This is a genomic window from Bradyrhizobium diazoefficiens (assembly GCF_016616885.1).
Lineage (GTDB): Bacteria > Pseudomonadota > Alphaproteobacteria > Rhizobiales > Xanthobacteraceae > Bradyrhizobium > Bradyrhizobium diazoefficiens_F.
On the sequence record NZ_CP067102.1, the window covers coordinates 202,288 to 229,273 of the forward strand.

Here is a 26,986-nt window from a genome sequence, read left to right on the forward strand (position 1 = left end):
CCAAATTGATCAGCTATGCTTTTGGTGTCAGCCATTCTATGCCGCCAACCTGTCAGAGCTTGCGGTGGTTAGATATTTCAGAAGCACCTCTCCCCACATTTCCGCTATGAGCGGGGGAACCGCGTTAGCCACCTGGGTGAATCTGGGTACCTCGCGTGCTCGACGTTCGCCTCCAGTCGTGTATTTCCCCCGGAACGAAAACCAGTCAGGAAACGTTTGCAACCGCGCGTTCTCTCGGACGGTCAGCGTCCTGGGTTCCGAATAATGCAACAGGTCGTCAGGCATGCTGGTTATGGTCGGGGCAGCCTTGTCTGCGTCGAGCACACGCGTCGCCATTTTCTTTATCCCATAGCGGTCCCGCATCTCGCGATTCAGCTGCACGCTGAGCCGGCCCACTTCCTTGCATTCTGCAATGATGTTCGCAAAGCGCTCAACGATATGAGGGCGGTGCTTAGCGAGCCTGGTATCGGCGACGGCGCCAGCAAATCCATCGCGCATCAAGCGCTGGTAGGCAGTCCTCGGGCGAACTGTCAGTAGCGCATCGTATCCCTCGGAATCCGGACAAGGACCAACGCCGGCATGCGTGCGCTCTAGGTCGGAAATCGCCTGCTTGGAACTCACCGTTGCGCGAAGTCCTCGTTCCGAGAGGAAGCGAACTTTTGCGGACCGAAGCCGAGCGAATGGGGCGTCTCGACTTGGGAGCTCCCTCATTTCAGTTTTCAGCATGCCGATTAGGAAGAAACGGGGCCGTTGCTGAGGTACCCCATATTCTGAGCAGCGAACTGTGTCCTTGTAGACATGGTAGCGCCGGCCGAGTCGGGCAATCAGTTCTGCCGCAAAATTTCGGGGTGGGGCGCGGTCGTTGTCATCAACAAAGTCATACGTAATTCCACGCACATTCTCGATCAGCACCATTTTGGGGAGCACAAGTTCAACGAACTCCAAATAGCGTTCCACGAGCTCGTTCCGGGGATCTCCTTGGCGTCGGCGGCCTGCGCTGGAGAAGCCCTGGCAAGGTGGCCCTCCCGCAAGGAGATCGACTTGGCCACGGAGCGCCGAGAGCCTCCGCCCATGCGCATGCATTAAGGACTCGATGGTCCACGGCTGCTGTTCAAGCCATTTGGGCCAGTCGTAGCGAAGCCGCGCGCCGGGGTCGATCAAGTTGGATTTCAGCGTGTCGAAAGCGAACGCATCCTTCTCGATCGCAAACATGCCCCGCCACCCAGACCGAAGCAGGCCCAGGCTGAGGCCGCCGCAACCTGCAAAGGCATCGATGAAGACAGGCTGCCGACGGCTCTTCTGCACGCTCGTCCCCATTTAGCTCCCACGCCGATTCGAGCCCGGTAGAGAATATCGTCCGAGGCATCCACAGCCAAGCGCCCGCGCAGATGCGCGGGCGCTTGGCTCCGCTTCCCACTTAAGCCTCTGTTTCGTCTAAAGTCCAGCAGCTCAACTTGTGTTGCGGAGAGCTGGCAACTGTAGATTCAGCGATATGATCAACGTCGAGCTCTCAGAGCTTGAACTATGTATTCTAGAAGATCCGACCGGCTTACCTGATTCACCCGCCTGCTTGCCCGCCTCGGTCCGACGGCGCGGCGACGGATCGTGCTCTACGTATTTCCCGCGGCGGGCAAGGACACCGGACCGAAGCGGTCTTCCTTGAGACGCGAGCTCTCGTCCACAGACCCGGCAATCGCCAAGCGCGTCCTGCTGGGGCACTCCTCTTCGCAAGCCAAAGCGCGCCGGCAAAAAGCTCGGCAACAGGCCTTAGTCGACATCTATATCTGGAAACCGTTCGAGGGCCTTCGCCTTCGCAGTAATAGTTACGTCCCCGTAATCCTCCGAGGCAGTCCTTGGTGCGTGGCCCTGTATGGCATCGAGCACTCGCATGGCCACCTCCTGCTCAATGCCAACAGTCTTAAACCGATGGCGCCAGCCGTGGCTGGGATCAACGTTCGGGTCCTTTACAACTTCCCGCACGAAGGCGTTGACCTTATTCCGTGCCGTCTTCACCGCTTTGCGAACGCCAAGATCGCCAGCTACGGGGTCGATGAAGAGGTAGCCGGCTGATGACCTAGCATAGAACTCCGGAAAACCTTCCTCGATGATCTGCCGATGCAGCACCACGTCTCTGGCTTCGTCAGTCTTCACGGGGCCCGCCTCGGGCGTCACGTGCACGACCCAATCTTTGCCTTCACGGCGAACGTCCTCTTTGCGAAGCTGAAGCATCTCGCCTACCCGCGCTCCCGTGAAGGCACACAACCACGGCACCCATCGTTTGGCCAACGCCAGCTTCGGAGCAGCCCTCCCAGCAACAGAATTCCGGGCGTGCTTGAGAATGGCGGATGCTTCTCGGTCGTAAAATCCCTTTGACCTAAGTTTGCGCGATTTACCGACCTTGATGGTAAGTCCTTCGGCAGGATTGGAGTGCATGCGGCGGTTCATGACTGCCCAGCCAAACACCGTCTTTAGGCCGGCTAAGTCACTATCCTTCACGGTCTTAGCACTCGCGCCGCCCTGCAGCCGATAATCCTTGAAGCGGACTATGTCCTCCGGCGTTACGCGGCCCGCCTCGTCATGCTTCAGGAAGGCCACCAGCTTCATCATCGTCTTCTGATAGCTCTCATAGGTACTCTGCTTGCGACCGGCGGCCTTCGCTTCCTTCCACCAATTCTCGACCAATGCCGATAGCGACCCGTTCGAGGCGCCAGGCTCTAAGCCTGCCTTTCCTCGTTCTGCCGCAGCGTTCCTACGCGGGAATGGAATTGCCTGGGAATCGGGCGAGTAGTCGCCTTCACCTCTTGCCAATTTTGCCAAAAGTACGCTGGCACGCTGCATGGCCGCGCCGAGTGCGCGGGCCATGGTTCGGCGGTTCTCAAAATTGATAAAGATCCCGTTGGCCGTCAAATAGCCGTCAGCGGCCTCCAAACACGCTTGTTCCATCCGGAAGATCTTGTCCTCCGGCAACTCCGGGGCGCCATCCAACGTTCGCTGAGACGCAGCAAGTTTCTGCTCCCGTGTCTGTGGGGGGCCAAACAGCCGATCTCCGGCCGCGACATCCCAACCGGTCTGTTGGCTTGGATTATCCTTGTATCTCTGCAGCCACTGATCGTAGGCGACGACGGCAAGTTGATGCGCCTCACGTTCAGTCAGCAGTTTTGGCCCTGTGCGCAAGTTGGCCCACCGGGCCTCGAGCTCAGCAAGCGCCTTCGCGAAGCGCTGTTTGGCCTCGCCGGGATCGCGGGTTTGAAGGCTTACCTTCTCCTCGCGCTTGCCGACGATCTTGCGCAAATCCTCCGGAACGGCCTTCCGGAGCTGATAGATTCCAGTTTTGGGATGCTTCCACGGACGCGACATAGCTAACGGCATTGTACCACTCTCCTGTGCCACTGAGGAGCGGGTAAGCCGTTGAATTTGCTAATTTGCCTTGGATTTCACGCTCTTAGAAGAGCGATGGTGCCCAGGAAAGGACTCGAACCTTCACGGCCGTTAAGCCACTGGCACCTGAAGCCAGCGCGTCTACCAATTCCACCACCTGGGCATGCCGTTTGGGGCACGGAGGCGGTTACTACGGTTCAGTGACGCCGTTGTCAATTCATGGTTCGGCTTGCCGATTGCGCATCGCAAACCGGCCCGATACAAGCCTGACGAGACGCTACTTCACCCGCAGGAATGGACCCATGGCATCGAATCTGGACACGCTGGTCACGATTTTCGGCGGATCGGGGTTTTTGGGCCGGAATGTCGTCCGGGCGCTGTGCAAGCGCGATTACCGGATCCGGGTCGCGGTGCGGCGGCCGGAACTCGCCGGATACCTCCAGCCCTCCGGCAAGGTCGGCCAGGTCCACATCGTGCAGGCCAATCTGCGCTATCCGGCCTCGGTCGAGGCGGCGGTGCGTGATTCGGATGCCGTGATCAATCTGGTCGGCATCCTCGCCGAGGGCGGCGGGCAGACCTTCGACGCCGTTCAGGCCAAGGGCGCCGAAACCGTCGCCAAGGCGGCGGCCGCCGTCGGCGCGCGCATGATCCATGTCTCCGCGATCGGCGCCGATGCCGAATCGCCCTCGCGCTACGCCAGGGCCAAGGCGGCCGGCGAGGCGGCTGTGATGGCAGCAGTGCCTTCGGCCACGATCTTCCGTCCCTCGGTGATGTTCGGTCCCGAGGACCAGTTCACCAATCGCTTCGCGGCGCTGGCGCGGCTGTCGCCGGTGCTGCCGCTGATCGGCGGGAGTACCCGGATGCAGCCGGTCTATGTCGGCGACGTCGCCACAGCGATCGCGGATGCCGTCGACGGCAAGGCCAAGGCGGGCGCGACCTACGAGCTCGGCGGGCCGGAAGTGCTGACCATGCGCGAGATCATCGAGGCCATCGTCAAGATTGCCAATCGCAAGCCGATGCTGGTGCCGCTGTCGTTCGGCCTCGCCCGCCTCCAGGCCGCCTTCCTGCAATTCGCGCCGGGTGCGCTGAAGCTGACGCCGGACCAGGTCACGCTGCTCGAGCGCGACAATGTCGTGTCGGATGCGGCCAAGGCCGCAGGGCTGACACTGGAAGGACTCGGTATCACCCCTGATTCGCTCGAAGCGATCGCCCCGCAATATCTCTGGCGTTTTCGCCCGGCCGGCCAGTTCCAGCGCAACGGCGCGTAGTCGCGCGTCGACGGCGGTCCCTCTTAACCTCTCCCGCTTGCGGGAGAGGTCGCCGCGTAGCGGCGGGTGAGGGCTCTCTCCTCGTCGGGAGCCTTTCAGCGGAGACACCCTCTCCCCGACCCTCTCCCGCAAGCGGGCGAGGGAGCACAGCTTCAGCGCCGCGACAGCGCCACTCCTACAAAGCTCAGAACTTCAGCTTCTTGAACACCGCCTCCGGCAGCGTCTTGATGATGAGCATCACGAGACGCCATTTGCCGCTGACATAGACGACGTCGGTCTTTTTCTCGACAGCATTGAGGATCGCATCACTGACGACAGGCGCATCGACGGTCAGTGGGCCGATCAGCTTCATGCCTTCCGTCATCTTGGTGCGGACGAAACCGGGTTTCACGGTGACGACGTGCACGCCACCGCGGCTGGCACGGGCGCGCAGGCCCGACAGGAAGGCGGAGAAGCCCGCTTTCGCCGAACCGTAGACATAGTTCGAGGCGCGGCCGCGATCGCCTGCGACCGACGACACGCCAACAATCGTGCCATGGCCGCGCGCCAAAAACTTTTCGGCGAACAGGCCGAGGATCAGCGACGGTCCCTCGTAGTTCGAGCGCATGATCGTCGTGGCATGCGCGAGATCACTCTCGGCATTTTGCTGGACGCCCAGCAGGCCGATAATCGAGACGACAACATCAGGCAGCACGGGAAGGCCGGCGACAAAGCCATCGAACGAGGCGGTGTCGAGCACGTCGAATGTCCACGTGCTCGCTTCGACATTGTAGCGCGCATGAAGATCCACCGCGTCAGGCTCCAGCGCAGCGGCATCGCGGCCTGCGAGGCCGACATCGTATCCGGCCTTGGCAAAGGCGCGCGCCGCGGCGCGGCCGATATCGGAGGAGCCACCGAGCACCAGAACGGTCTTGCGTGACGTCACGGCTTAAACCTCATCGAACAGGCGTTGTGAAAGTTTGGAGCGGATGTTGCCCGCGGGATCGAGCGATTTGCGGATCGCCTTGAAGCGCGGCAGAGCGGGATAACCGGCCTCGAACGTCGCGCGCGACTGGCGCGCATCCTTCGCGAGATAAAGCCGGCCGCCGGCGGCGACGACGAGGCGATCGATTTCGTCGAGGAAATTCAGGATGTCACCCTTCACCGGAAAATCCAGCGCCAGCGTGTAGCCGGGCAGCGGAAACGACAGCAGGCCATCGCCATGGCCGAGCTTCTTCAGCACCGCGAGGAACGACGCATCGCCGCGCTTCGAGACACGATCGAGGATGTCGCCGAGAACGGCGCGCGCGCCTTGTTCCGGAATCACGCATTGATGCTGCAGGAAGCCGCGCCGTCCGTAGATGCGATTCCAGTCACTGAGGCTGTCGAGCGGGAAGAAATACGGATAGAGCGAGACCACATGGTCGCCGCCGGCGCGCCGCGCGCCCATGCGGTAATAGAGCTCGTTGAAGGCACGGATGGTGTAGCGGTTCAGGGTCATCGACGGCAGGTCGAGGGGCACGGCGAGCCCGGGGTTCTTGCCGATTGGAAATCGATCGGCGCCTTCGGCGAGCTCGTCGGCGCTTGCGTGCTCACCGAGATAGATCAGCGAGCGGCCGAGATCGCGCCCTCGCGCCACGCAATCGATCCACGCCACCGAATAGGTCGCGGAATCACTCGCCTCGAGCGCGCGCATCGCGGCGTCGAGATCGGATGCGGAGATCACCCGCTCGCGGATCCAGCCGGTCTCGACGGGACGCAGCCGCATCGTGGCTTCGAGGATGATTCCGGTGAGGCCCATGCCGCCGACAGTCGCGAAGAAGGCATCGGAATTTTGTTCGCGGGAGACTTCGATCGTCTCGCCCTGTCCGGTGCGCAGCAGGATGCTGTCGACATAGCGGCCAAAACCGCCCTCGCCATGATGGTTCTTGCCGTGCACGTCGGCAGCGATCGCGCCGCCGACCGAGACGAACCGCGTGCCGGGTACGACAAACGGCAGGAAGCCGCGCGGGCCAAAGGTGTCGATGAGGTCGGACAGCAGCACGCCGGCTTCGAGGCGGATGCGGCCGGTCGCCGGGTCGAACGACCTGACCCGGTCGAACCCGGTCATGGCGATGGTCCTGACGGCGCCGATCGCGGCATCGCCGTAGGCGCGGCCGTTGCCCCGGGCCACGGAGCCGCTCACATCAGCGACAGCCGCACCCACGGCCTCGAACGACCGCGGCCGCAGCACTTCGCTATCGACGACCGGGAAGCGCCCCCAGCCGCTGACGAGGGTCATCGTTCAGCTCCGCCTGCGGGCCACCCCGCTCCGGACACTGCCTAGCGGTCAAAAGCTGATATTGCGTTGAGGTTTGTCAGCGAGTTTGCTGCAGTTACCGCCAGCGTCCACCTCTCCCCCGCGGGGAGAGGTGAAACGGAACGCTCCAGCCTAATGGCCGAGCGCCAGCGCGATCAGGCCGAGGGTGCCGACGATGACGCGCCACCAGGCGAACACCACGAAGCCGTGGCGGGTGACGTATCCGAGGAACGCCTTCACCACGATGATCGCGGTGATGAACGACACCACGAAGCCGATCGCGACGATGCCCATGTGGTCCGTCGTCATCTCGGAGCGGTTCTTGTAGAAATCGTAGGCGAACGCGCCGATCATGGTGGGGATGGCGAGGAAGAACGAGAACTCCGCCGCGGCCCGCTTGTCGGCCCCCAAAAACATCGCGGCGACGATGCTGGCGCCGGAGCGCGACACGCCCGGGATCATCGCGACGCACTGCGCGATGCCGATATAGAGATACATCGGCAGCGGGAACTTGGTGGCGTCATGCTCGCGCGCCTTGAGATAAAGCCGATCGACCCACAACAGGATGGCGCCGCCGACGATCAGCGAGAAGCAGACCACCCATGGATTGAACAGCATGCTCTTGATGTATTTGCCGGCGACGAGGCCGACGACCACAGCAGGCAGGAACGCGACCAGCACGCCGATCACGAAGCGGCGCGCATAGGCATCGCCCGTGAACATGCCGATTGCGACGTCCCACAGCTTCCTGAAGTACAGCACGACGATCGCGAGGATCGCGCCGAGCTGGATCAGAACCGTAAACGAATCCCAGAAGGCGCCCTCGCCGAGGCCGAAGAAGCGCTCAGCAAGCAGCAGGTGGCCGGTCGAGGAAACGGGAAGGAACTCGGTCACACCCTCGATGATGCCGAGGATCACTGCCCGTATTGTATCTGACATATTTACGGTCCATTTCCGCTGGAAAAGCGGGGTTCTTCTCGCCTATTCGTCCCTCGCTCGCAATCGCAAAATGCGCTATCGCGGCCTTGCCTCGCGGTTTTGAAGGACTAGTGTGGCGCCGCACAAACATTGATGGATTCTTAATCACCATCAAATAGTCAAAGGCTTCATGTTTACGCTGTTTCATCATCCGTTCTGTCCGCATTCGCGCTTCATTCGCCTGATCGCGGGCGAATACGGGCTCGAACTGAAGCTGGCCGAGGAGCGCAGCTGGGAACGGCGCGAGGCTTTTCTGCTGCTCAATGCGGCCGGCACAACGCCTGTTATGGTGGACGACGAACAGCCGCCGATCCCGGGCGCGGCCATCATCGCGGAGTATCTCGACGAGGCCTATGGCGCCGAGATGGGCGCCAAGCGCCTGATGCCGGAGACGATCGCCGAGCGCGTCGAGGTGCGCCGGCTGATGGCCTGGTTCAACGAAAAATTCTTCGAGGAAGTCTCGCACCCGCTCGTCACCGAGCGCATCTATAAGCGCTTCATGAGCGAGGACAATGGCGGCGGACCGCCCTCACCCGACGTGATGCGCGCCGCCAAGGCCAATGTGCGCTATCATCTGGCCTATATCGGCTGGCTGGCGCAGACGCGTAACTTCCTCGCCGGCGACCGGCCCACCTACGCGGATCTCGCCGCCGCGGCGCATCTTTCGGCGATCGACTATCTGGGCGACGTGCCATGGAGCGAGGACGACGCAGCAAAGGCGTGGTACGCGCGGGTAAAGTCCCGCCCGTCGTTCCGTCCGCTGCTGAGCGAATGGCTGGCGGGCGTGCCGGCGTCGCGGACCTACGTGGACCTGGATTTCTGAACTCCGATCCGACTGAACTGAAAGCCGCGCTGGCGCGCGAAGCGCAGGCGCTCGGCTTCGACTGCATCGGCATCACCGAGCCGGGCACGATCGAGCACGCCGGAAAGCATTTCCTCGAATTCATCGCCTCGGGCGGCCATGGCGACATGGACTGGCTCGCGAACCAGCCGGAGCGCCGCGTCGATCCGCGCGGGCTGTGGCAGGACGTGCGCTCGGTGATCATGCTCGGCGTCAATTACGGCCCGGACCAGGATCCGCTCGCGATCTTGCAACAGCGCACCCGCGCGGCGATCTCGGTCTATGCGCAGGGCGATGATTATCACGACCTGATCAAGAAGCGGCTGAAGGCGCTGGCGCGCTGGCTGGTCGCGACAGCGCCGAGCGAAGTGAAGGTATTCGTCGACACCGCGGCCGTGATGGAGAAACCGCTCGCGCAGGCTGCGCATCTCGGCTGGCAGGGCAAGCACACCAATCTGGTCTCGCGCGAATTCGGCTCGTGGCTGTTTCTCGGCGCGATCTACACCACGTTGGAGCTGCCGCGCGACGATGCGGAGATCGATCATTGCGGCTCGTGTCAGGCCTGCCTCGACATCTGCCCGACAGCGGCGTTTCCCGCCCCCTACAAGCTCGATGCGAGGCGCTGCATCTCCTACCTCACCATCGAGAACAAGGGACCGATCCCGCACGAATTTCGCAAGGCCATCGGCAACCGCATCTATGGCTGTGATGACTGCCTTGCGGCGTGCCCCTGGAACAAGTTTGCGCAGGAGGGGCATGAAACGAAGCTAGCTGCGCGTGATGAATTGCGCGCGCCTGGTCTTGCTGAACTTTCACGGCTCAACGACACCGCGTTCCGCGCGCTGTTCACGAAGTCGCCGGTGAAGCGGATCGGTCGCGACCGGTTCTTGCGGAATGTGCTGATTGCGATCGGCAACTCCGGCGATGTGACGCTGGCAGAGGAGGCGCGGCGATTGCTTGAGGATGCGAGCCCGCTGGTGCGTGGGGCTGCGGTGTGGGCTTTGGGGCAGTTGGTGGAGCGAGACGCATTTGAGGCGATGAAGAGCGCTGGGTTGGACAGAGAGTCTGACGACAGCGTCCGCGAGGAGTGGCGAGCCGCCTCCTTGCCCACCGCTACAACACCTTAGCAGATGTTGCACTTGCATCGTGAACCGAAGGGGCATCCAGTACGCCGCGGCTTCTCGATTCTATCACTGCTCTCTCTGGAATACTGGATTGCCCGCCCCAGTGCGCAATTGCGCACAAGGCGGCAATGACTGCGAGCACTACACCTTCACCCGATCTCCGCCACCGCGGCAAGAATGCGCGCGATGTCCTGCGGGCGCGACAGGCGGTGGTCGCCGTCCTGGATCATGGTGAGCACGACATCGTCGGCCGGCAGGCGATGCGTCAGCGCAAAGGCATGTTGCCACGGCACGTCGGGATCCTGCGCGCCTTGCAGAATGCGGACGGGACAGCCGAGATCGATGGCGCTGCCGAGCACGAGATGGTTGCGCCCCTCCTCGATCAGCTTCCGCGTGATCGGATAGGGCGTGCCGTCGCCATATTCGGATGGCCGCAACCAAAAACCTTTGGTCTCGATCTCTTTCTTCACCTCGCGTGAAAAGTTCTTCCACATCAGCTCTTCCGTGAAGTCGGGCGCCGGTGCGATCAGCACCAGGCCCGCGAGCGATGCCTGTCCCGAACGCTTCTTGATCTCGCGCGCAAGCAGCAGCGCCATCCAGCCGCCCATCGAGGAACCGATCAGGATTTGCGGACCCGTGCAGAATCGCTCGAACACCGCGACGCTATCCTCGAGCCAGCTTCCGATGGTTCCGTCGGCGAAATCGCCGCCGGATTCACCATGGCCGGAATAATCGAACCGGACCGCGGCACGGCCGTGCTCGCCAGCCCAGCCGTCCAGTGCCACCGCCTTGCCGCCCTGCATGTCCGACTTGAAGCCACCGAGCCAGACCAGGCCGGGCCCTTGGCCGTCGCGGCGGCGGACCGCGATCCGGCGCGCTGACGGGCCCTCACCCACATCGATAAAGTCGAGCACGGCATCGGGAATTGCTGGGGTCATGGAACGTTTACTCTGGCTGTGTGGTTTGACCTGTTCGGGCGCGGTCCGTGAAGCAACCCTATATTGGCATTGTCCCTTTGGGACGCTTGCGGAACAGGGGCAAGGTGTCTATGTCGAGCACCGTGGCGATGGGCGTGGCCAAAATGTCTCGCATTTGAGGGTTTTTCGCCTCTCGCACGAGCGACTTGCTTGCCGGCACTCGCATCTTCCTTCAAAATAGCCGCTTCTTTTCACAACTTTGGAGAACCACCCATTCGCCGTCCCAATAGAGCCCCGGCCCCTGCCGCCAAAGACGGGCCGCGCATCAATGATGATATTCGAAATGCGCAGATCCAGCTGATCGATCAGACCGGTGACAACAAAGGCACCGTCGAGACGATGCTTGCCATCAAGATGGCGCAGGACGCTGGCATGGATCTCGTCGAGATTTCGCCAAATGTCAGCCCTCCCGTCTGCAAGATCATGGACTACGGGAAGTATAAGTATTCCGCCCAGAAGAAAGCCGCCGAAGCCCGCAAGCGTCAGAAGACCGTCGAGATCAAGGAGATCAAGCTCCGCCCGATGATCGACGATCACGACTATGACGTGAAGATGCGCGCGATGTTGCGGTTTTTCGAAGAGGGCGACAAGGTCAAGATCACCCTGCGCTATCGAGGCCGCGAAATGGCGCACCAGGAGATCGGCACCAAGCTGCTGGACAAGATCAAGACCGACGTCGCCGAGCTCGCCAAGGTCGAGCAGGACGCCCGGTTCGAGGGCCGTCAGGTCGTCATGGTGCTGGCGCCGCGCTGACACCGGGTCACTGCGGGACTTAAGAATTCAACGGCCCGTCCGGATTGTCCGGCGGGCCGTTTCGTTTTCAGCTCCGTGTCGCCTGCCAGGTGCCGCTGCACTGGTCGCCGGAGATGATGCCCCTCCAGGAGCCTCCACCCGCCGCGCTGCCGAGCCGGCCGCCGCCGCTGGCATGGGAGGCGCCGACCGACACCTGGACCGCAACAGCTCCGCGGCGATTGACTCTGCCCGACACCCGGCCACCGCCGGCGGACGACACCCGACCGCCAGTGACAGTGAAGGGAACGCTGTAGCCCGAGCTGCAATTGCCGCGGGTGGTGGCGAAGGTGACGTTCCAGACGCCGTCATAGCCGCCGATGCGGGCATCGGCGGTGGAAGGCAGCGCGGCCGTGGCAAGCGCCGCCAGCAGCGCCAGACGGTATGGGTGGGTGATGATGGACAAAGGGGAGGACGATAGGGAGAAATGGGCCATTTTGGTCCTGCTTCGGCGACACGATTTGGACGGACATGGTAACAACCGAATAGTCGGCGGCCACGTTCCGACGGTTCATCGTTGCCAATTCGCACGTCCTCTGTCATAAGGCCGACCTTCATCGCCCGGCTGATTAAGGGCTGCCGTGGCGGTGTTTCGTGCGGGTTTCGCGCTAGTTTGCAAAAACCTGAGCACAATCAACGCTCTAACGAGCATTTTAGACGGCCGGCCGCCTTCGCAGGCGGCATTCTGTTGTGGCCAGAGGAGAGCAAAATGCCCAAGCTGAAGACCAAATCGGGCGCTAAAAAGCGCTTCAAGGTGACTGCCACCGGCAAAGTGATGTTCGCTCATCGCAGCAAGCGTCACGGCATGATCAAGCGGACGAAGAAGCAAATCCGTCAGCTTCGCGGCACCGCTGTGCTGTTCAAGACCGACGGCGACAACGTCAAGAAGTACTTCTTGCCGAACGCCTGATCGCGTCCACGATCATTGCCATCTCTGCCGCGACGTTCGCGGCAATCCTAAACCTAAGTCATCTCTGAAGGATATTTGTCATGTCTCGCGTCAAACGCGGTGTGACCGCCCACGCCAAGCACAAGAAAGTCTACAAGGCCGCCAAGGGCTTCTATGGCCGCCGCAAGAACACCATCCGCGCCGCCAAGCCGGCCGTGGAGAAGGCCCAGCAATACGCTTTCCGTGACCGCAAGCGTAAGAAGCGCACCTTCCGCGCGCTCTGGATCCAGCGTCTCAACGCTGCCGTCCGTCCGTTCGGCCTGACCTACAGCCGATTTATCGACGGTCTCGCCAAGTCGGGCATTACCGTGGACCGCAAGGTGCTGTCGGATCTCGCGATCCACGAGCCCGCGTCGTTCCAGGCGATCGCCGAGAAGGCCAAAGCTGCGCTCGCAGCCTAAGGCTTGCGCTAGCGGGCCTTCTGGCCCGCAGCCCTCAGCGCGCGTTGCGAGTAACGCTGGGCGACCTCCGCCCGGCAGAATGCCGTGAACGAGAGATACATGGTGCCGGACTTGTTCCGGTACTTGCCATCGCATACGCGCATCTCGCGTTTGTAGGCTTGCGTCTGCGCGGCGTTGAGGCGGGACTTGAAGTCCGCCTCGCATTTCTTTTCGACGGCAGCACCGAGCTCGACATCGCCGCTCGCGGTCAGTTCGCAATCCCTGAAGACCTTCATCGCGCTTTCGCAGCCCTTCTGGGCGCTGATGGTGTCGGCGACCTCGTTCAACGCCATGGATTTGTCCATGCAGACCATGGCGCGCGCCGGGTGGCCTCTGACCGACAGCACGACCGCGACAACGGCCAGGCAGCATTTCGAAAGCATCGCAAAGGTCTCCTCGTATCCCCCTTGGTGCCCGGCCCCCGCGCGAGGTTCAACCCAGCTGGTCCTATGCCCGAAATGACCGGCTTTTTGCTTGACGCTACCGCCTTCGGGCGGCGACAACCCAGCCGAATTTGGCAGCAAGGATTTGACTGTGTCCGACCTCGCAACGCTCGAAACATCGATCCTCGACCAGATCGCCGCCGCCGGCGATGAAGCCGCGCTCGAAGCGGTGCGCGTCGCGGCCCTCGGCAAGAAGGGCTCGATCTCGGCGCTGCTTGCCACGCTCGGCAAGATGTCGCCCGACGAGCGCAAGTCGCAAGGCGCGGCGATCAACCAGGCCAAGGACAAGGTCGCCGAGGCGCTCGCCGCACGTCGCGATCTGCTGAAGTCCGCAGCGCTCGATGCGCGGCTGGCGTCCGAGACCATCGACGTCACCTTGCCGCTGCGCGATGCGCAGGCGGAGGCCGGCCGTATCCATCCGCTGAGCCAGGTGTGGGACGAGCTGACCACGATCTTCGCCGACATGGGATTCTCGGTCGCCGAAGGCCCCGACATCGAGACCGACGACTACAACTTCACCAAGCTCAACTTCCCGGAAGGCCATCCGGCGCGCGAGATGCACGACACGTTCTTCTTCCATCCGAAGGAGGACGGCTCGCGCATGCTGCTGCGAACCCACACCTCGCCGGTGCAGGTGCGCACCATGCTGAGCCAGAAGCCGCCGATCCGCGTGATCTGCCCGGGCCGCACCTACCGCATCGATTCGGACGCGACCCACACGCCGCAATTCCACCAGGTCGAAGGGCTCGTCATCGACAAGCATTCGCATCTCGGCCACCTCAAATGGATCCTGCACGAGTTCTGCAAGGCGTTCTTCGAGGTCGACCACATCAACATGCGTTTCCGTCCCTCGTTCTTCCCGTTCACCGAGCCGTCGCTGGAAGTCGACTTGCAGTGCCGCCGCGACAAGAACGAGATCCGCTTCGGCGAGGGCGAGGATTGGATGGAGATTCTCGGCTGCGGCATGGTGCACCCGAACGTGCTGCGCGCCTGCGGCATCGATCCCGACGAGTACCAGGGCTTTGCCTGGGGCATGGGCATCGACCGCATCGCCATGCTGAAATACGGCATCGCCGATCTGCGCCAGCTGTTCGACAGCGACGTCCGCTGGCTCAACCATTACGGCTTCAAGCCGCTCGAAGTGCCGACACTCGCGGGAGGGCTGAGCTCGTGATGCTCGCTCTCAATGAAGGGCTTGCGAAAGCTCTCTCTGTTCCCTTCGTGGAGAGAACCCTCTCCCTGACCCTCCCCCGCAAGCGGGGGAGGGAATGGATGGAGCGACTGCATGGCGTTGATGTCATGGGCACCTATTCTCTAGCCGCCCGACAGGTCGGACTCCCTCCCCCGCCTGCGGGGGAGGGTTGGGGTGAGGGTTCCTCCGCAATGGGGCTGCCGATGGTCGATCCCAAGCATCCAGACTGGAAAGTGCCGGCTAAGCTACGAGCCAATGCGCGCGCGCTGAGGCGCAACTCAACCGACGCCGAGCGTATCCTCTGGTCGGAGCTCCGCGCAGGCCAATTGAGCGGCATGGTTTTCCGCCGCCAAGTGCCGATCGAGCGCTACGTCGCCGATTTCATCTGCCATGCGGCCAAGCTCGTCATCGAACTCGATGGCGGCCAACACTTCTCGGACGAAGGCGAGCGCGCCGATGCGCGTCGCTCTGCTGCAATCGAAGCAAAGGGCTTCAAGGTGCTCCGCTTCAGCAATCGCGATGTCATGACCAATCGTGGCGGTGTTCTCGAAACAATCGCGACTGCCGTCGCGGAGAGAGCCCCCACCCCAGCCCTCCCCCGCAAGCGGGAGAGGGAGCAGACCGTCTCCGTGGAGAAAAAGCAGCCATGAAATTCACCCTCTCCTGGCTGAAGGATCATCTCGAGACCGACGAGCCGTTGGAAAAGCTTGCCGACAAGCTCACCATGATTGGGCTCGAGGTTGAGAACATCGAGGACAAGGCGAAGGCGCTCAAGCCTTTCACCATCGCGAAGGTGATTTCGGCCGAGCAGCATCCGAACGCGGATCGCCTGCGCGTCTGCATGGTCGACACCGGTGACGGTGGCGCGCCGGTGCAGGTCGTGTGCGGCGCGCCGAATGCGCGCGCAGGGCTCGTGAGCGTGTTCTCGCCGCCCGGCACCTACATTCCCGGCAAGGACATCACGCTCGGTGTCGGCACCATCCGCGGCGTCGAGAGCCGCGGCATGCTATGCTCGGCGGCCGAGCTTCAGATCTCCAACGACCATGACGGCATCATGGAATTGCCGGGGGACGCACCTGTTGGCGCCGGTTATGCCGAATGGGCCGCGCTTGGCGATCCCGTGATCGAGATCAACCTGACGCCGAACCGGCAGGATTGCACCGGCGTGCACGGCATCGCGCGCGACCTCGCCGCCGCCGACATGGGCAAGTTCAAAGACCCCTCGATCAAGCCGATCAAGGGCGAATTCCCGTGTCCCGTGAAGGTCACGGTCGAGGACGCTGCGCTGTGTCCTGGTTTTGCGCTGCGCCTCGTGCGCGGCGTGAAGAACGGCCCGTCGCCGGAATGGCTGCAAAAGCGGCTGACCGCGATCGGGCTGCGTCCGATCAACGCGCTGGTCGACATCACCAACTTCATGACCTACGACCGCGCGCGTCCGCTGCACGTGTTCGACGCCAAGAAGGTGGTGGGCAATCTCGTGGTGCGCCGCGCCCGCGACGGCGAGGCGCTACTCGCGCTCGACGGCCGCGCCTACAATCTCGATCCCTCGATCTGCGTGATCGCGGACCAGCACGGCGTCGAATCGCTCGCCGGCATCATGGGCGGCGAAGCCTCGGGCTGCGACGAGAACACCACCGACGTGCTGATCGAATCGGCGCTGTGGAACGAGATCAACATCGCCCAGACCGGCCGCAAGCTCGGCATCAATTCGGATGCGCGCTACCGCTTCGAACGCGGCGTCGATCCGGCCTTCATGGTGCCCGGGCTGGAGCTCGCCACCAAGCTGGTGATGGAGCTGTGCGGCGGTACGCCGTCCGAGAACGTCGTCGTGGGCAAAACGTTCGGCGACGATCGCGTGATCGATTTCCCACTCACCGAGGTCAAGCGTCTCTCCGGCATCGAGGTGCCGCAGGTCGAGATGAAGCTCATCCTGACCCGTCTCGGCTTCATGATGGCGGGGCCCGGCCCTGTGGTGAAGGTCGCGGTGCCGTCGTGGCGCTCCGACGTGCACGGCAAGGCCGACATCGTCGAGGAGGTCGTCCGCATCTACGGCGTCGACAAGGTGCCGATGACGCCGTTCGAGCGCGGCGAGGACGCGCGCAAGGCCGTGCTGACGCCGCTGCAGCTTCGCAGCCGCCGCGCGCGGCGCTCGCTCGCGAGCCGCGGCATGGTCGAGGCGGTGACGTGGTCGTTCATCACAAAACCTGCGGCACAATTGTTCGGCGGTGGCCGGCGTGAGCTCGAGGTCGCCAATCCGATCGCCGCTGATCTTTCCGACATGCGGCCGAGCCTGTTGCCGGGCCTGGTCGCAGCCGCACAGGCCAACGCCGATCGCGGTTTTGGCGACGTCGTGCTGTTCGAGGTCGGTCAGGTGTTCAGGGGCGATCGCCCGCAGGATCAGTTCATGGCCGCGAGCGGCGTGCGCCGCGGCCTTGCGTCGTCGGACGGATTGGGACGGCACTGGTCGGCCTCGGCGCAGGCCAATGTCTTCGACGCCAAGGCCGATGCGCTCGCGGTGCTGGCCGCCGCCGGCGCGCCGATGCAGGCGCTCCAGATCGTCGCCGGCGGTCCCGCCTGGCTGCATCCAGGCCGCTCCGGCACGATCCAGATCGGACCGCAGAACGTGCTCGGCCATTTCGGCGAGATGCATCCGCGCGCGCTGGAGGCGCTCGGCGCCGACGGCCCGCTTGTTGTGTTCGAGGTGATTCTCGACCGGATTCCGGAGGCCAAGAAGAAGCCGACCCGTGCCAAGCCGCTCATTGAGCTGTCGGCATTCCAGCCGGTGTCGCGCGACTTCGCCTTCATCGTCGATCGCACCGTGAAGGCCGGCGACATCGTGCGCGCGGCGGTAAGCGTCGACAAGAAGCTGATCACCGGTGTCAACGTCTTCGACGTCTATGAAGGCAAGGGCATCGACGACGGCAGGAAGTCGATCGGCATCGCGGTGACGATCCAGCCGCGCGAGAAGACGCTGACCGATCAGGAGATCGAGGCCGTCGCTGCAAAGATCGTGGCGGAGGTCACGAAGAAGACCGGCGGCACGTTGAGAGCATGATGCCGAAAAGCGTGAAGCGGTTTTCGGACAGCATCATGCTCCAGAATCATCAAGCATGACCTTCGCGGATTTCCTTCCGAAGGACGTCAGTCTCACAATTGCGATGGCGCTTTGCGCCATCGCTTTCGTTTCGGGGACCGCGCGCGGCTTTTCCGGCTTTGGCTCAGCGCTGATCTTCATGCCGTTGGCGAGCAGCGTCGCGGCGCCGCGGCTGGTTGCGGCACTGCTCCTCGTCATCGATTTCGTCGCGGCCGCGCCGCTTTTGCCTGACGCGTGGCGGAAGGCGGACCGCAAGGCCACCGCCGTGATCGTGCTGGGCGCGCTGGTCGGGGTGCCCGTCGGCACTTATTTTTTGAGCGTGCTCGAGCCCGTCACCACGCGCTGGATCATCTCCTGCTTCGTAACCGCGCTGCTTCTGTTGCTGCTGTCGGGCTGGCGTTATCGCGGCAAGGACCATGCCTGGCTCTCGGTCGGCATCGGCGGCCTCTCCGGCTTCTGCAGCGGTCTGGCGCAGACCGGCGGGCCGCCGATCGTCGGCTACTGGCTTGGCCGCCCCATCGCCCCGATCGTGGCGCGCGCCAACATCGTCTTGTTTTTCGGCGCGTCGGACTGCTTCTCGATGGTCAGCTATGCCACCACCGGATTGATTTCCCGCGAATCGCTCTTGCTGTCGCTGATCGTCGGCCCGGTCTATGCGATCGGGGTCGCTTTCGGCGTATCGCTGTTCGGCCGCGCCAGCGAAACGATATTCCGCGGCATCTGCTACGCGCTGATCGCGATGGCGGTGATCGCGGGGCTGCCGGTGCTGGACGGAGTGTTACGCTGAACCGTCCCGAGTCGTCCTGGCGAAAGCCAGGACCCATTACCCCGGTCAGCTATTGTAGCGCGAGGCTACAACCACGAATCGTCGCCAGACTACTTCCTGGGGTAATGGGTCCTGGATCTACGCTCCGCTTCGCTGCGCTTGTCCAGGACGACGAGAAGACTTAGTTGCCTCACTGCCGCGGCGCGCGGCGCTTCTTAGTCGATTGCGTCGGCACCTCGGCCGGCTCATCCTTAAGCGCTCCGATCTTGCGGAGCGCGGCGTCCGCGGCGCGCTCGCCGCTTTCCCAGGCGCCATCGACCGTGCCCCAAAGCGTCTCGTGCGTGGCTTCGCCGGCGAGGAACATGTTGCCGACCGGCTCGGTCAAGACTTTTCGCGAGAGCTGCCCGCCTGGCGAGGCCGCCGACATCGCGCCCATGACATAAGGCGAGGCGTTCCAGCGCGTCGCAGCGGTCTTTTGCACATTGGCCGCCGCCTCGCTGCCGAACAATTTCGATATCCATTCTTTCGCGAAGGCCGCCATCGCCTTCTCGCCCTGCCCCGAGAGATCGCGGCCGAACGAGCCGCAGACGTCGATCGAGCACAGCGACGAGCCACCGATATTGGCAAACATCAGCGCGGTGCGCGTCGAGTTGCTCTGTTCGATCAGGATGTCGTCGCGTGAAAGCCCGAGCGGATTTCCCGGCAGTTGCAGCACGATGTGATCGTAGCTGCCAAGCGTGAGCTTTGACGCCGCGTCGAGCGTGCGCTTGGGGATATCGGGCGCGAACTTGATCGCCCCGCTCGTGAGCACATTGGTCGAGACCGTGATGATGGCGGCGCGCGCGGCGATCTTCCCACCCTGCGTCTCCACGCTGACGTCGCGATTGCTCCAGACGATCCGGCTGGCCGGCGCCGAGAGTACGACCGGTGCCTGCTCGCCAAGCTTGGCGATCAGCGTGCCCAGACCCTGGCGGCAGGCGATCGGCGCATTGCGATCCTGCGCACGCGCCTTGTCGATCGCCGACAGCTCTTTGAGATCCTTGCCGGCAAAACTCGCACCGAGCACGAATTCGGCCGCGCCCGCCCAGTCGCCGAGATCTTTTGGCAGGACCGACGCGCATGAGGAATCGAGCTTGCCGCGCGCGGCCTCGTCGATGGAACGATTGGCGCGCACCAGCGCCGCGAGATACTCCTCGGTCTCGCCGGCGCGCGCGTTGCGGCGGCCGATGCGCATCTTCTGGCCCGACGGTGCAGGCGAAACATCGAGCCCGGCACTGCGCACAAGCCGGATCATCGGGTTGGTGTCGGGATTGTGCATCCAGCGCGCGCCACGATCGAACGGCACGTCGAAGGTTGTGCCGTCGGTGATGCAGCGCCCGCCGATTTGCGACGCCGCCTCCACCACCACGACCCTGCGATTGGCCGCCAGGACACGCCGCGCTGCAGCGATACCGGCCGCTCCCGCACCGATCACGACAATGTCAGCTTCGCGCGGCAAGGGCGCGCCGGTGGCGCCCAGGACCGGCATCGCGGCAAAGGCTGCCGACGCCGATAGGAAGCTGCGGCGCGTGATTGTCATGTCATGGTTTCCGGAAACTTGCGGCGAACGGGAACACCAGGCGAACTTTGCCGCATCTGATGTTGCGCAGCAACCATCATGGTGAATCAATCGTGCTTGAGCTCACAAAGCCATGAACCGAATTGCAACAGGTTTGGACCATGATACAGATGGAAAAAAGACGGCCAGAAAGGCCCGGGGAGAGTTCATGGGGACGGTCCTAGATTCAGTTGGCAAGGTGATTGCCGCGTACCTCTCGAAGGAGGTGCCGGGCTACGAGCCCTTCACGCCGAGCGACCCCGAGCACCTGCGCGGCGTCATCCAGCCCGGCGACGTGATGCTGGTCGAAGGCAACAACCGCATCTCCGGCATCATCAAATATCTGACGCAGTCGACCTGGTCGCATGCCGCGCTCTATGTCGGTCCCATCGAGGGCGCGACAGAGCCTAACGGCGAGCCGCATGTGCTGATCGAGGCGAATATCGGCGAGGGCGTCACATCCGCGCCGCTGTCGAAATATTTCCCCTACCACACCCGCCTCTGCCGTCCGGTCGGGCTGTCCCATGAAGACCGCACCACGGTCTGCCGCTATGCGATCAACCGGATCGGCTTCGGATACGACACCAAGAACATCATCGATCTGATGCGCTTCCTGTTTCCGCTGCCGATACCGCAGCGATGGCGGCGGCGCATGATTGCGATCGGGTCGGGCGATCCGACCAAGATCATCTGCTCGGCGCTGATCGCGCAGGCCTTCGACGCCGTGCGCTATCCGATCCTGCCGAAAATCACCAAGGCCGGCAGCCGCGCCGCCCGCCGCGAGATCCTGCACATCCGCGATTCCTCGCTCTACATGCCCCGCGACTTCGATATCTCGCCCTATTTCGAAGTGGTCAAACCCACCATCGTGCACGGCTTCGACTACACAGCCTTGCACTGGGCCGACAAGCAAAAGCCGCTCGAGGAGGTAGCGGGCTCATTCGGTGTGTTTCCAGAAACGATCAGTGCGCCGCCGATCGTTCCTGAAGCGATTGACGAAGAGGCGCCGGGTGAGGTTTCGGCTGAGCAAGTGAGCGCGCAGTCCGCCGAGATGGGTGCTACCTTCTCCGAGCACTTTGTGATGCTGAAAGAGCTCGCGAGGTATCGCGCGCAAGGGCACGCGCGGGAGATGGCGGCGTAATGCATCGCTCCCTCCACCGTCAGTGCGAGGAGCGAAGCGACGAAGCAATCCAGACTGCCACCGCGGTGGGATTCTGGATTGCTTCGCTGCGCTCGCAACGACGGGAAGAGCCTACCGCTCTGCCCGTCCAATCACCGCCATCAACTCAGCAATCTTCTCGCGTTGATCCGACTTGTCGCCGCTCGCAATGGCATGCTCGACGCAATGGGCGACGTGGTCCTTCAAGACCTCTTCCTCGACCCGACGCAGCGCGGCGCGCACCGCCGAGATCTGCGTGACGATGTCGATGCAGTAGCGGTCCTCCTCGACCATTTTCGACAGGCCGCGAACCTGGCCCTCGATCCGGCCGAGACGTTTTCCGACGGATGCCTTGATGTCCTTCCGCATGAAGCCTATATACCCCTACCGGGTATAGGTTACAAGGCCGGAGTGCTGGAATGAACGACGCGAACCACAAGCATCATCACGACGGGGACACGAATTCCGGATGTGGCTGCTCCGCGAAGACCGCGCCGCCCGCTCCCAAGTCCGAGGCCTCGTCCTGCTGCGGCGGCCATGGCGATCATGCCGGTCACGCGCATCATCATGCTCATGACCTCGGCGCAGCCGCGACAAAGGTCCTCGATCCCGTCTGTGGCATGACGATTGATCCCGCGACCTCGAAGCACCGCTTTGAGCATCACGGCGAGACCTTCCATTTCTGCTCGACCGGCTGCCGCACCAAATTCGCCGCCGATCCCACAAAATATCTCGCCAGGGACAAGGCGCCCGAGCCGGAGATGCCGGCGGGCACGATCTACACTTGCCCGATGCATCCGGAGATCCGCCAGGTCGGACCCGGCAGCTGCCCGATCTGCGGCATGGCGCTGGAGCCGGAGCTCGCGAGCCTCGAGACCGGGCCCAACCCGGAACTCGCCGACATGACGCGGCGGTTCTGGATCGGCGGCGCGCTGGCGCTGCCGCCTGTGGTGCTGGAGATGGGCGGCCATCTCGCAGGGTCCCACAACTGGGTCGACCCGACGCTGTCGAACTGGATCCAGCTCGTCTTCGCCACGCCCGTGGTGATCTGGGCCGGCTGGCCGTTCTTCGTCCGCGGCTGGCGGTCGCTGCTGACGCGGAACCTCAACATGTTCACGCTGATCGCGATGGGCACGGGAGTAGCCTATGTCTACAGCCTGATCGGCACCATCGCGCCGCAGATTTTCCCCGACACGTTCCGCGGCCATGAAGGCGCGGTCGCCGTCTATTTCGAAGCGGCTGCCGTCATCACCGTCTTGGTTTTGCTCGGCCAGGTGCTGGAGCTGCGCGCCCGCGATGCCACGTCGGGCGCGATCAAGGCACTGCTCCAGCTCGCGCCAAAGACCGCGCGCCGCGTCGAGCCTGATGGCAATGAGCATGAGGTCGAGATCGACTCGCTGCACGCCGGCGATTCCTTGCGCGTCCGCCCCGGCGAAAAAGTGCCGGTCGACGGCGTCATTCTCGAAGGCCGCTCCTCGCTCGATGAATCGCTTGTGACCGGCGAATCCATGCCTGTCACCAAGGAGGTTGACGCCAAGGTGATTGCCGGCACACTGAACCAGTCCGGCAGCTTCATCATGCGCGCCGACAAGGTCGGCCGCGAGACGCTGCTGTCGCAGATCGTGCAGATGGTCGCGGACGCGCAGCGCTCGCGCGCGCCAATCCAGCGGCTGGCTGATCAGGTCGCGGGCTGGTTCGTGCCGACCGTCATCGCCGTCGCCATCGCAGCCTTCGCTGCGTGGGCCTGGTTCGGCCCGGAGCCGCGGCTGGCCTTCGGCCTTGTCGCCGCCGTCAGCGTGCTGATCATCGCCTGCCCCTGCGCGCTGGGCCTGGCGACGCCGATGTCGATCATGGTCGGCGTCGGCCGTGGCGCGCACGCCGGCGTCCTGATCAAGAACGCCGAGGCGCTGGAGCGGATGGAGAAGATCGACACGCTGGTGGTCGACAAGACCGGCACGCTGACCGAGGGCAAGCCAAAAGTGGTCGCGATCGTGGTGGCGTCCGGCTTTGCCGAGGATGACATCCTTCGGCTCGCGGCCAGCGTCGAACGCGCCAGCGAGCATCCGCTCGCCGACGCCATCATGCGCGCGGCGAAGGAGAAACAGCTGACGCTCGGCCAGGTCGAGCAATTCGATTCGCCGACAGGGAAGGGCGCGACCGGCAAGGTCGATGGCAAGACCATCGTTCTCGGCAACGCAAAGTATCTCGCATCGATCGGAATCGACACCAACGCGCTTGACGCCGAGGCTGAGCGCCTGCGTGGCGACGGCGCGACCGTGATCAACATGGCGATCGACGGCAAGCTCGCCGGGCTGTTCGCCATCGCCGATCCGGTCAAGGCTTCGACGCCCGAGGCGCTGAAGGCGCTCGCCGCCGAAGGCATCAAGGTCATCATGCTGACCGGCGACAACCGCACCACGGCCGAAGCAGTCGCGCGCCGGCTCGGCATCGCCGACGTCGAAGCCGAGGTGCTGCCGGACCAGAAGAGCGCGGTGGTGACAAAGCTGCAAAAGGCCGGCCGCAGCGTCGCGATGGCCGGCGACGGCGTCAACGACGCGCCGGCGCTGGCGGCGGCCGAGGTCGGCATCGCCATGGGCACCGGGACGGATGTGGCGATGGAAAGCGCGGGCATCACCCTGCTCAAGGGCGATCTCACCGGCATCGTGCGTGCACGAAAACTGTCGCAGGCGACGATGAGCAACATCCGCCAAAACCTGTTCTTCGCCTTCATCTATAACGCCGCCGGCATTCCGATCGCCGCCGGCATCCTCTATCCGGCCTTCGGCCTGCTGCTGTCGCCGATCATCGCCGCGGCGGCGATGGCGCTGTCGTCGGTGAGCGTGGTCGGCAACGCGCTGCGGCTGCGGGCGGCTCGGCTGTGATGGTGACGGAATCGGTGTAGAACAGGTCCATTCGGCGGTGTCGCGGAGAGGACCTGATGCAGCGGATTACCATCACGATCGAGGACGATCTTTTGGCGGAGATCGATGCCGCGGCCGAAGCGCGCGGCTACCAGAACCGCAGCGAGATCATCCGCGATCTCGCGCGGGCCGGCCTGCAACAGAGCACCGAGGACGGCGCGCAAACCGGCGCTTGCGTCGCCGGCCTCGTCTATGTCTACGACCACGCCGCGCGCGATCTTTCAAAGCGCCTGGTGCAGGAATTCCACGGCCATCACGACCTCGCGCTCGCGACCCTGCATGTCCATCTCGACGACAACAATTGTATGGAGATGACAGCGCTGCGCGGCGATGCCGCCGAGGTCAGGCAATTTGCAGATCACATCATCGCAGAGCGTGGCGTGCGCTATGGGCGTGTGGTGATGATCCCGACGGGGGAAGGGAAGCCGGCCAAGGTGCGGAAGCACGGGCATCGGCAGGAGTAGCTTTGCCACATAGACGGTGCAAAGCCCTCTCCCCTTGCGGGTCCCCTTGCGGGAGAGGGTGGATCGCCGCGCAGCGGCGAGACAGGTGAGGGGTCTGTCTCCGCGACTACTCCTCTTGGAGCTCGCGGATAGAACCCCTCATCCGGCGCTTCGCGCCACCTTCTCCCGCAAGGGGAGAAGGGACAGCAGCACCTACGCCGCCTTCGCAGCGCTCCCGCCCGGCGATCCCGCCCGCGCCAAACCGCCGTAGAGCTGCTCGTTCGGCATTTCCTCGCGCAAAATCTTGCGCACCGCGATCAGCCTGTCGAGATCGATGCCCGTCGCAAAACCTTTGCTCTCGCACAGGAACACGAGGTCCTCAAACACGACATTGCCGGTCGCGCCGGGCGCGAAGGGGCAGCCGCCGAGGCCACCGAGCGAGCCGTCGAGGATGCGGACGCCTTCGTCGAGCGCGGTGGCGGCGTTGGCGATGCCCATGCCGCGGGTGTCGTGGAGATGGATGCAGATCGGCTTTTGCCCAGCGAGCTTCACCGCGGCGCGCAACAGTTCACCGACCTGCTTCGGCCCGGCGTAACCAACAGTGTCGGCGATCGCGACGAAATCGACGCCGGCCTCCAGGCATTTGTCGACGAGCCGCAGCACCTCCTTTGGATCGACCGCGCCGGTGATCGAGCAGCCCAGCGCCATCGAGATCGCGGCGTTCACCAGCGGCTTGTGCGCGCTGGCATCGCGCATCTCGCAGAGGCGTTTCACATTGGCAATCGCGGAGTCGCGCGAGCGATGTGCATTGGCCTGGCTGTGCTCCTCCGTGGCCGAAACCACCGAGGCGATCTCACCGACGCCGGATTCCAGCGCATCGTTCACCCCGCGCTCGTTGAGCGCAAGCGCGATGCCATGGGCCCCACGCAGGCTCGCCACCGCTGCGATGACATCGCGGACATCGACGAATTGCGGAAAGGTCTTTGCCGGCAGGAACGAGCCGACCTCGAAATGCCTGACGCCGGCGGCATATTCCTCGCGCACCCAGTGCTGCTTGGCCTCGGTTGATGGAAACTTCTCCACGAGCTGCAGCCCGTCGCGCAAGCCGACCTCGCGCAGGCTGACGCGGTCAGCGGGGTAGATGGTCTCGATCCGGCTCATGCGCGCCTCCCAGCGGCTTTTGACGTGACGTCGTTGTTATCGATCTCGGCGCGGAGGGCCTGCGTATCGGCGCCGAGCGGCGCGACCTTCAGGCCTTCACCAAAGTGGCTGCCGTTCCATTCGAGCGGCAGCGTCGGCACATGAAACGGTTTGCCGTCGGCGGCGGTGTTGGTCACGAGCCCGCCCGGCCGCAGCACGTGCGGGTCGGTCAGGAGATCCTCAGGCCGGTTGATCGGCGAAAAGCAGATGTTGAGCGCGTCGAGCTTTTGCGACAGGTCCACGACGTTCCGTTGCCGGATGATCTCGGCCACACGCGGCAGGATCCGCGGCCGCGCCAGGATGCGATCGGTCGTGGTGCGCAAACTCGGGTCGTCGAGAAACTCGGCCAGGCCGAACTCGCGGCAGAACGCCTGCCAGTGGCCTTCGGTCACCACGCCGATGAAGATGCGGCCGTCGCCGGCGGCATCGAAAATATCGTAGATCGGCCAGGCATGCTCGCGCTCCGGCATCGAGCGCGGCTTGTTGCCGGTCATCTCGTATTCGACCATGTGCTGCGCGACCAGGAACAGGCAGTTCTCGAACAGGCCGATACGAATGTCGGCGCCGTCGCGCTTGCCCCCGCGCTTCTGATAGAGCGCAGCGAGGATCGCGATCACGCCGAACATGCCGCCCATGATGTCGTTGGCGGAGGAGCCGACGCGCTGCGGCTTCTCCTTGGTGCCGGTCATGGTGGCCAGCCCCGACATCATCTGCACGACCTCGTCAAGTGCGGGACGATGCTCATAGGGGCCGGACAGAAAGCCCTTGTGGCCGGCGATAATCAGATGCGGATGAAGACGCCGCAATTCGTCGGCACCTAGCCCCTGCTTCTCGAGCTGGCCGTCGCGAAAGTTTTCGAGGAACACATCGGCCGTTTCCAGCAGCCGGTGCATGGTGTCGCGGTCCTCGACCTTCTCGAAGTCCAGCACGACACTGCGCTTGCCGCGGTTGAACAGCGGGAAAAACGCCGTGCCCATACCGCCAAGGCTCCGCGTCTTGTCGCCGGCGGGCGGCTCGACCTTGATCACCTCGGCGCCGAGTTGCGCGAGGATCATGCCGCAGGTCGGGCCCATGACCATGTGGGTCATCTCGACGACCCGCACGCCTTCGAGCGGCAATCCGGTCTCAGCCATCCGTCACTCCCTGTCC

25 protein-coding genes and 1 tRNA gene are annotated in these 26,986 nt (G+C 63.7%); 13 read left to right on the plus strand and 13 right to left on the minus strand.

Features of this window, described 5'->3' with window-relative positions; all coding sequences use genetic code 11:
- Positions 1–36: 36 nt before the first annotated feature.
- From JJC00_RS00835 to JJC00_RS00845, 3 genes are all read right to left on the minus strand, one after another.
- Positions 37–1,317, minus strand: a complete 1,281-nt coding sequence (locus tag JJC00_RS00835) for a DNA cytosine methyltransferase (protein WP_200470908.1) — start codon at positions 1,315–1,317, stop codon at positions 37–39.
- A 450-nt stretch (positions 1,318–1,767) separates the two neighbouring features.
- Positions 1,768–3,369 carry a DUF6538 domain-containing protein gene (locus JJC00_RS00840; protein WP_200470909.1) on the minus strand — a complete coding sequence of 534 codons (1,602 nt, stop codon included), beginning with the start codon at positions 3,367–3,369 and terminating at the stop codon, positions 1,768–1,770.
- Positions 3,370–3,454: 85 nt separating this feature from the next.
- A tRNA-Leu gene (locus JJC00_RS00845) sits at positions 3,455–3,541 on the minus strand.
- 139 nt (positions 3,542–3,680) lie between these two features.
- Here JJC00_RS00845 and JJC00_RS00850 point away from each other — a divergent pair.
- Complete coding sequence (locus JJC00_RS00850) at positions 3,681–4,646, plus strand: complex I NDUFA9 subunit family protein (protein ID WP_200470910.1); 966 nt, start codon at positions 3,681–3,683, stop codon at positions 4,644–4,646.
- Between the two features lie 184 nt (positions 4,647–4,830).
- On the opposite strand, the gene JJC00_RS00855 is transcribed toward JJC00_RS00850, so the two are convergent.
- From JJC00_RS00855 to JJC00_RS00865, 3 genes are all read right to left on the minus strand, one after another.
- Complete coding sequence (locus JJC00_RS00855; protein ID WP_200470911.1) at positions 4,831–5,571, minus strand: SDR family oxidoreductase; 741 nt, start codon at positions 5,569–5,571, stop codon at positions 4,831–4,833.
- Positions 5,572–5,574: 3 nt separating this feature from the next.
- The gene (locus JJC00_RS00860; protein ID WP_200470912.1) at positions 5,575–6,906 is read right to left on the minus strand and encodes an FAD-binding oxidoreductase; all 1,332 of its coding nucleotides are present in this window, start codon (positions 6,904–6,906) and stop codon (positions 5,575–5,577) included.
- A 150-nt stretch (positions 6,907–7,056) separates the two neighbouring features.
- Positions 7,057–7,863 carry an undecaprenyl-diphosphate phosphatase gene (locus JJC00_RS00865; protein WP_200470913.1) on the minus strand — a complete coding sequence of 269 codons (807 nt, stop codon included), beginning with the start codon at positions 7,861–7,863 and terminating at the stop codon, positions 7,057–7,059.
- Positions 7,864–8,032: 169 nt separating this feature from the next.
- On the opposite strand from JJC00_RS00865, the gene JJC00_RS00870 reads away from it, so the two are divergent.
- Both JJC00_RS00870 and queG read left to right on the plus strand, forming a co-directional pair.
- The gene (locus JJC00_RS00870) at positions 8,033–8,725 is read left to right on the plus strand and encodes a glutathione S-transferase family protein (protein ID WP_200470914.1); all 693 of its coding nucleotides are present in this window, start codon (positions 8,033–8,035) and stop codon (positions 8,723–8,725) included.
- Positions 8,674–9,870: a tRNA epoxyqueuosine(34) reductase QueG gene (gene queG, locus JJC00_RS00875; protein WP_200470915.1), complete on the plus strand. Its 1,197-nt coding sequence runs from the start codon at positions 8,674–8,676 to the stop codon at positions 9,868–9,870. Before JJC00_RS00870 ends, queG begins: the two co-directional genes overlap by 52 nt.
- A 146-nt stretch (positions 9,871–10,016) precedes the next feature.
- Here queG and JJC00_RS00880 read toward each other — a convergent pair whose 3' ends face one another.
- Positions 10,017–10,805: an alpha/beta hydrolase gene (locus JJC00_RS00880; protein WP_200470916.1), complete on the minus strand. Its 789-nt coding sequence runs from the start codon at positions 10,803–10,805 to the stop codon at positions 10,017–10,019.
- A 252-nt stretch (positions 10,806–11,057) separates the two neighbouring features.
- Between JJC00_RS00880 and infC the strand changes: the two genes are divergently transcribed.
- Positions 11,058–11,597 carry a translation initiation factor IF-3 gene (gene infC / locus JJC00_RS00885; RefSeq protein ID WP_200473937.1) on the plus strand — a complete coding sequence of 180 codons (540 nt, stop codon included), beginning with the start codon at positions 11,058–11,060 and terminating at the stop codon, positions 11,595–11,597.
- Positions 11,598–11,664: 67 nt separating this feature from the next.
- Here infC and JJC00_RS00890 read toward each other — a convergent pair whose 3' ends face one another.
- A complete protein-coding gene (locus JJC00_RS00890; RefSeq protein ID WP_200470917.1) occupies positions 11,665–12,069 on the minus strand; it encodes a hypothetical protein in 405 nt (134 codons plus the stop codon).
- Positions 12,070–12,342: 273 nt separating this feature from the next.
- On the opposite strand from JJC00_RS00890, the gene rpmI reads away from it, so the two are divergent.
- Positions 12,343–12,543: a 50S ribosomal protein L35 gene (gene rpmI / locus JJC00_RS00895; protein WP_007598540.1), complete on the plus strand. Its 201-nt coding sequence runs from the start codon at positions 12,343–12,345 to the stop codon at positions 12,541–12,543.
- An 80-nt stretch (positions 12,544–12,623) separates the two neighbouring features.
- Positions 12,624–12,983, plus strand: a complete 360-nt coding sequence (gene rplT, locus JJC00_RS00900; protein ID WP_014490867.1) for a 50S ribosomal protein L20 — start codon at positions 12,624–12,626, stop codon at positions 12,981–12,983.
- 8 nt (positions 12,984–12,991) lie between these two features.
- On the opposite strand, the gene JJC00_RS00905 is transcribed toward rplT, so the two are convergent.
- Positions 12,992–13,405: a hypothetical protein gene (locus tag JJC00_RS00905; RefSeq protein WP_200470918.1), complete on the minus strand. Its 414-nt coding sequence runs from the start codon at positions 13,403–13,405 to the stop codon at positions 12,992–12,994.
- 151 nt (positions 13,406–13,556) lie between these two features.
- Between JJC00_RS00905 and pheS the strand changes: the two genes are divergently transcribed.
- From pheS to JJC00_RS00925, 4 genes are all read left to right on the plus strand, one after another.
- The gene (gene pheS / locus JJC00_RS00910; RefSeq protein WP_200470919.1) at positions 13,557–14,639 is read left to right on the plus strand and encodes a phenylalanine--tRNA ligase subunit alpha; all 1,083 of its coding nucleotides are present in this window, start codon (positions 13,557–13,559) and stop codon (positions 14,637–14,639) included.
- Positions 14,640–14,860: 221 nt separating this feature from the next.
- Positions 14,861–15,307 (plus strand): endonuclease domain-containing protein, encoded by a 447-nt coding sequence (locus tag JJC00_RS00915; RefSeq protein WP_200470920.1) that lies wholly within the window; start codon positions 14,861–14,863, stop codon positions 15,305–15,307.
- On the plus strand, positions 15,304–17,712 hold the full coding sequence (pheT, locus tag JJC00_RS00920) for a phenylalanine--tRNA ligase subunit beta (protein ID WP_200470921.1): 2,409 nt from the start codon (positions 15,304–15,306) through the stop codon (positions 17,710–17,712). Before JJC00_RS00915 ends, pheT begins: the two co-directional genes overlap by 4 nt.
- 55 nt (positions 17,713–17,767) lie before the next feature.
- Positions 17,768–18,538 carry a sulfite exporter TauE/SafE family protein gene (locus tag JJC00_RS00925; protein ID WP_200470922.1) on the plus strand — a complete coding sequence of 257 codons (771 nt, stop codon included), beginning with the start codon at positions 17,768–17,770 and terminating at the stop codon, positions 18,536–18,538.
- A gap of 169 nt (positions 18,539–18,707) precedes the next feature.
- Here the strand turns inward: JJC00_RS00925 and JJC00_RS00930 are convergent, their stop codons facing one another.
- Entirely contained in the window at positions 18,708–20,096 is a 1,389-nt protein-coding gene (locus JJC00_RS00930; protein ID WP_200470923.1) for a flavin monoamine oxidase family protein, read from the minus strand.
- A gap of 187 nt (positions 20,097–20,283) precedes the next feature.
- Between JJC00_RS00930 and JJC00_RS00935 the strand changes: the two genes are divergently transcribed.
- Complete coding sequence (locus JJC00_RS00935) at positions 20,284–21,255, plus strand: YiiX/YebB-like N1pC/P60 family cysteine hydrolase (RefSeq protein WP_200470924.1); 972 nt, start codon at positions 20,284–20,286, stop codon at positions 21,253–21,255.
- A gap of 111 nt (positions 21,256–21,366) precedes the next feature.
- On the opposite strand, the gene JJC00_RS00940 is transcribed toward JJC00_RS00935, so the two are convergent.
- Positions 21,367–21,642 (minus strand): metal-sensitive transcriptional regulator, encoded by a 276-nt coding sequence (locus JJC00_RS00940; protein ID WP_027535553.1) that lies wholly within the window; start codon positions 21,640–21,642, stop codon positions 21,367–21,369.
- Positions 21,643–21,692: 50 nt separating this feature from the next.
- On the opposite strand from JJC00_RS00940, the gene JJC00_RS00945 reads away from it, so the two are divergent.
- Positions 21,693–24,155 carry a heavy metal translocating P-type ATPase gene (locus JJC00_RS00945; RefSeq protein ID WP_200470925.1) on the plus strand — a complete coding sequence of 821 codons (2,463 nt, stop codon included), beginning with the start codon at positions 21,693–21,695 and terminating at the stop codon, positions 24,153–24,155.
- A gap of 56 nt (positions 24,156–24,211) precedes the next feature.
- Positions 24,212–24,658: a nickel-responsive transcriptional regulator NikR gene (nikR, locus tag JJC00_RS00950; RefSeq protein WP_200470926.1), complete on the plus strand. Its 447-nt coding sequence runs from the start codon at positions 24,212–24,214 to the stop codon at positions 24,656–24,658.
- A gap of 192 nt (positions 24,659–24,850) precedes the next feature.
- Here nikR and JJC00_RS00955 read toward each other — a convergent pair whose 3' ends face one another.
- Entirely contained in the window at positions 24,851–25,798 is a 948-nt protein-coding gene (locus tag JJC00_RS00955; protein ID WP_200470927.1) for a hydroxymethylglutaryl-CoA lyase, read from the minus strand.
- Positions 25,795–26,970 carry a CoA transferase gene (locus JJC00_RS00960; protein ID WP_200470928.1) on the minus strand — a complete coding sequence of 392 codons (1,176 nt, stop codon included), beginning with the start codon at positions 26,968–26,970 and terminating at the stop codon, positions 25,795–25,797. The genes JJC00_RS00955 and JJC00_RS00960 overlap by 4 nt, the downstream gene beginning before the upstream one ends.
- Positions 26,971–26,986: the final 16 nt, after the last annotated feature.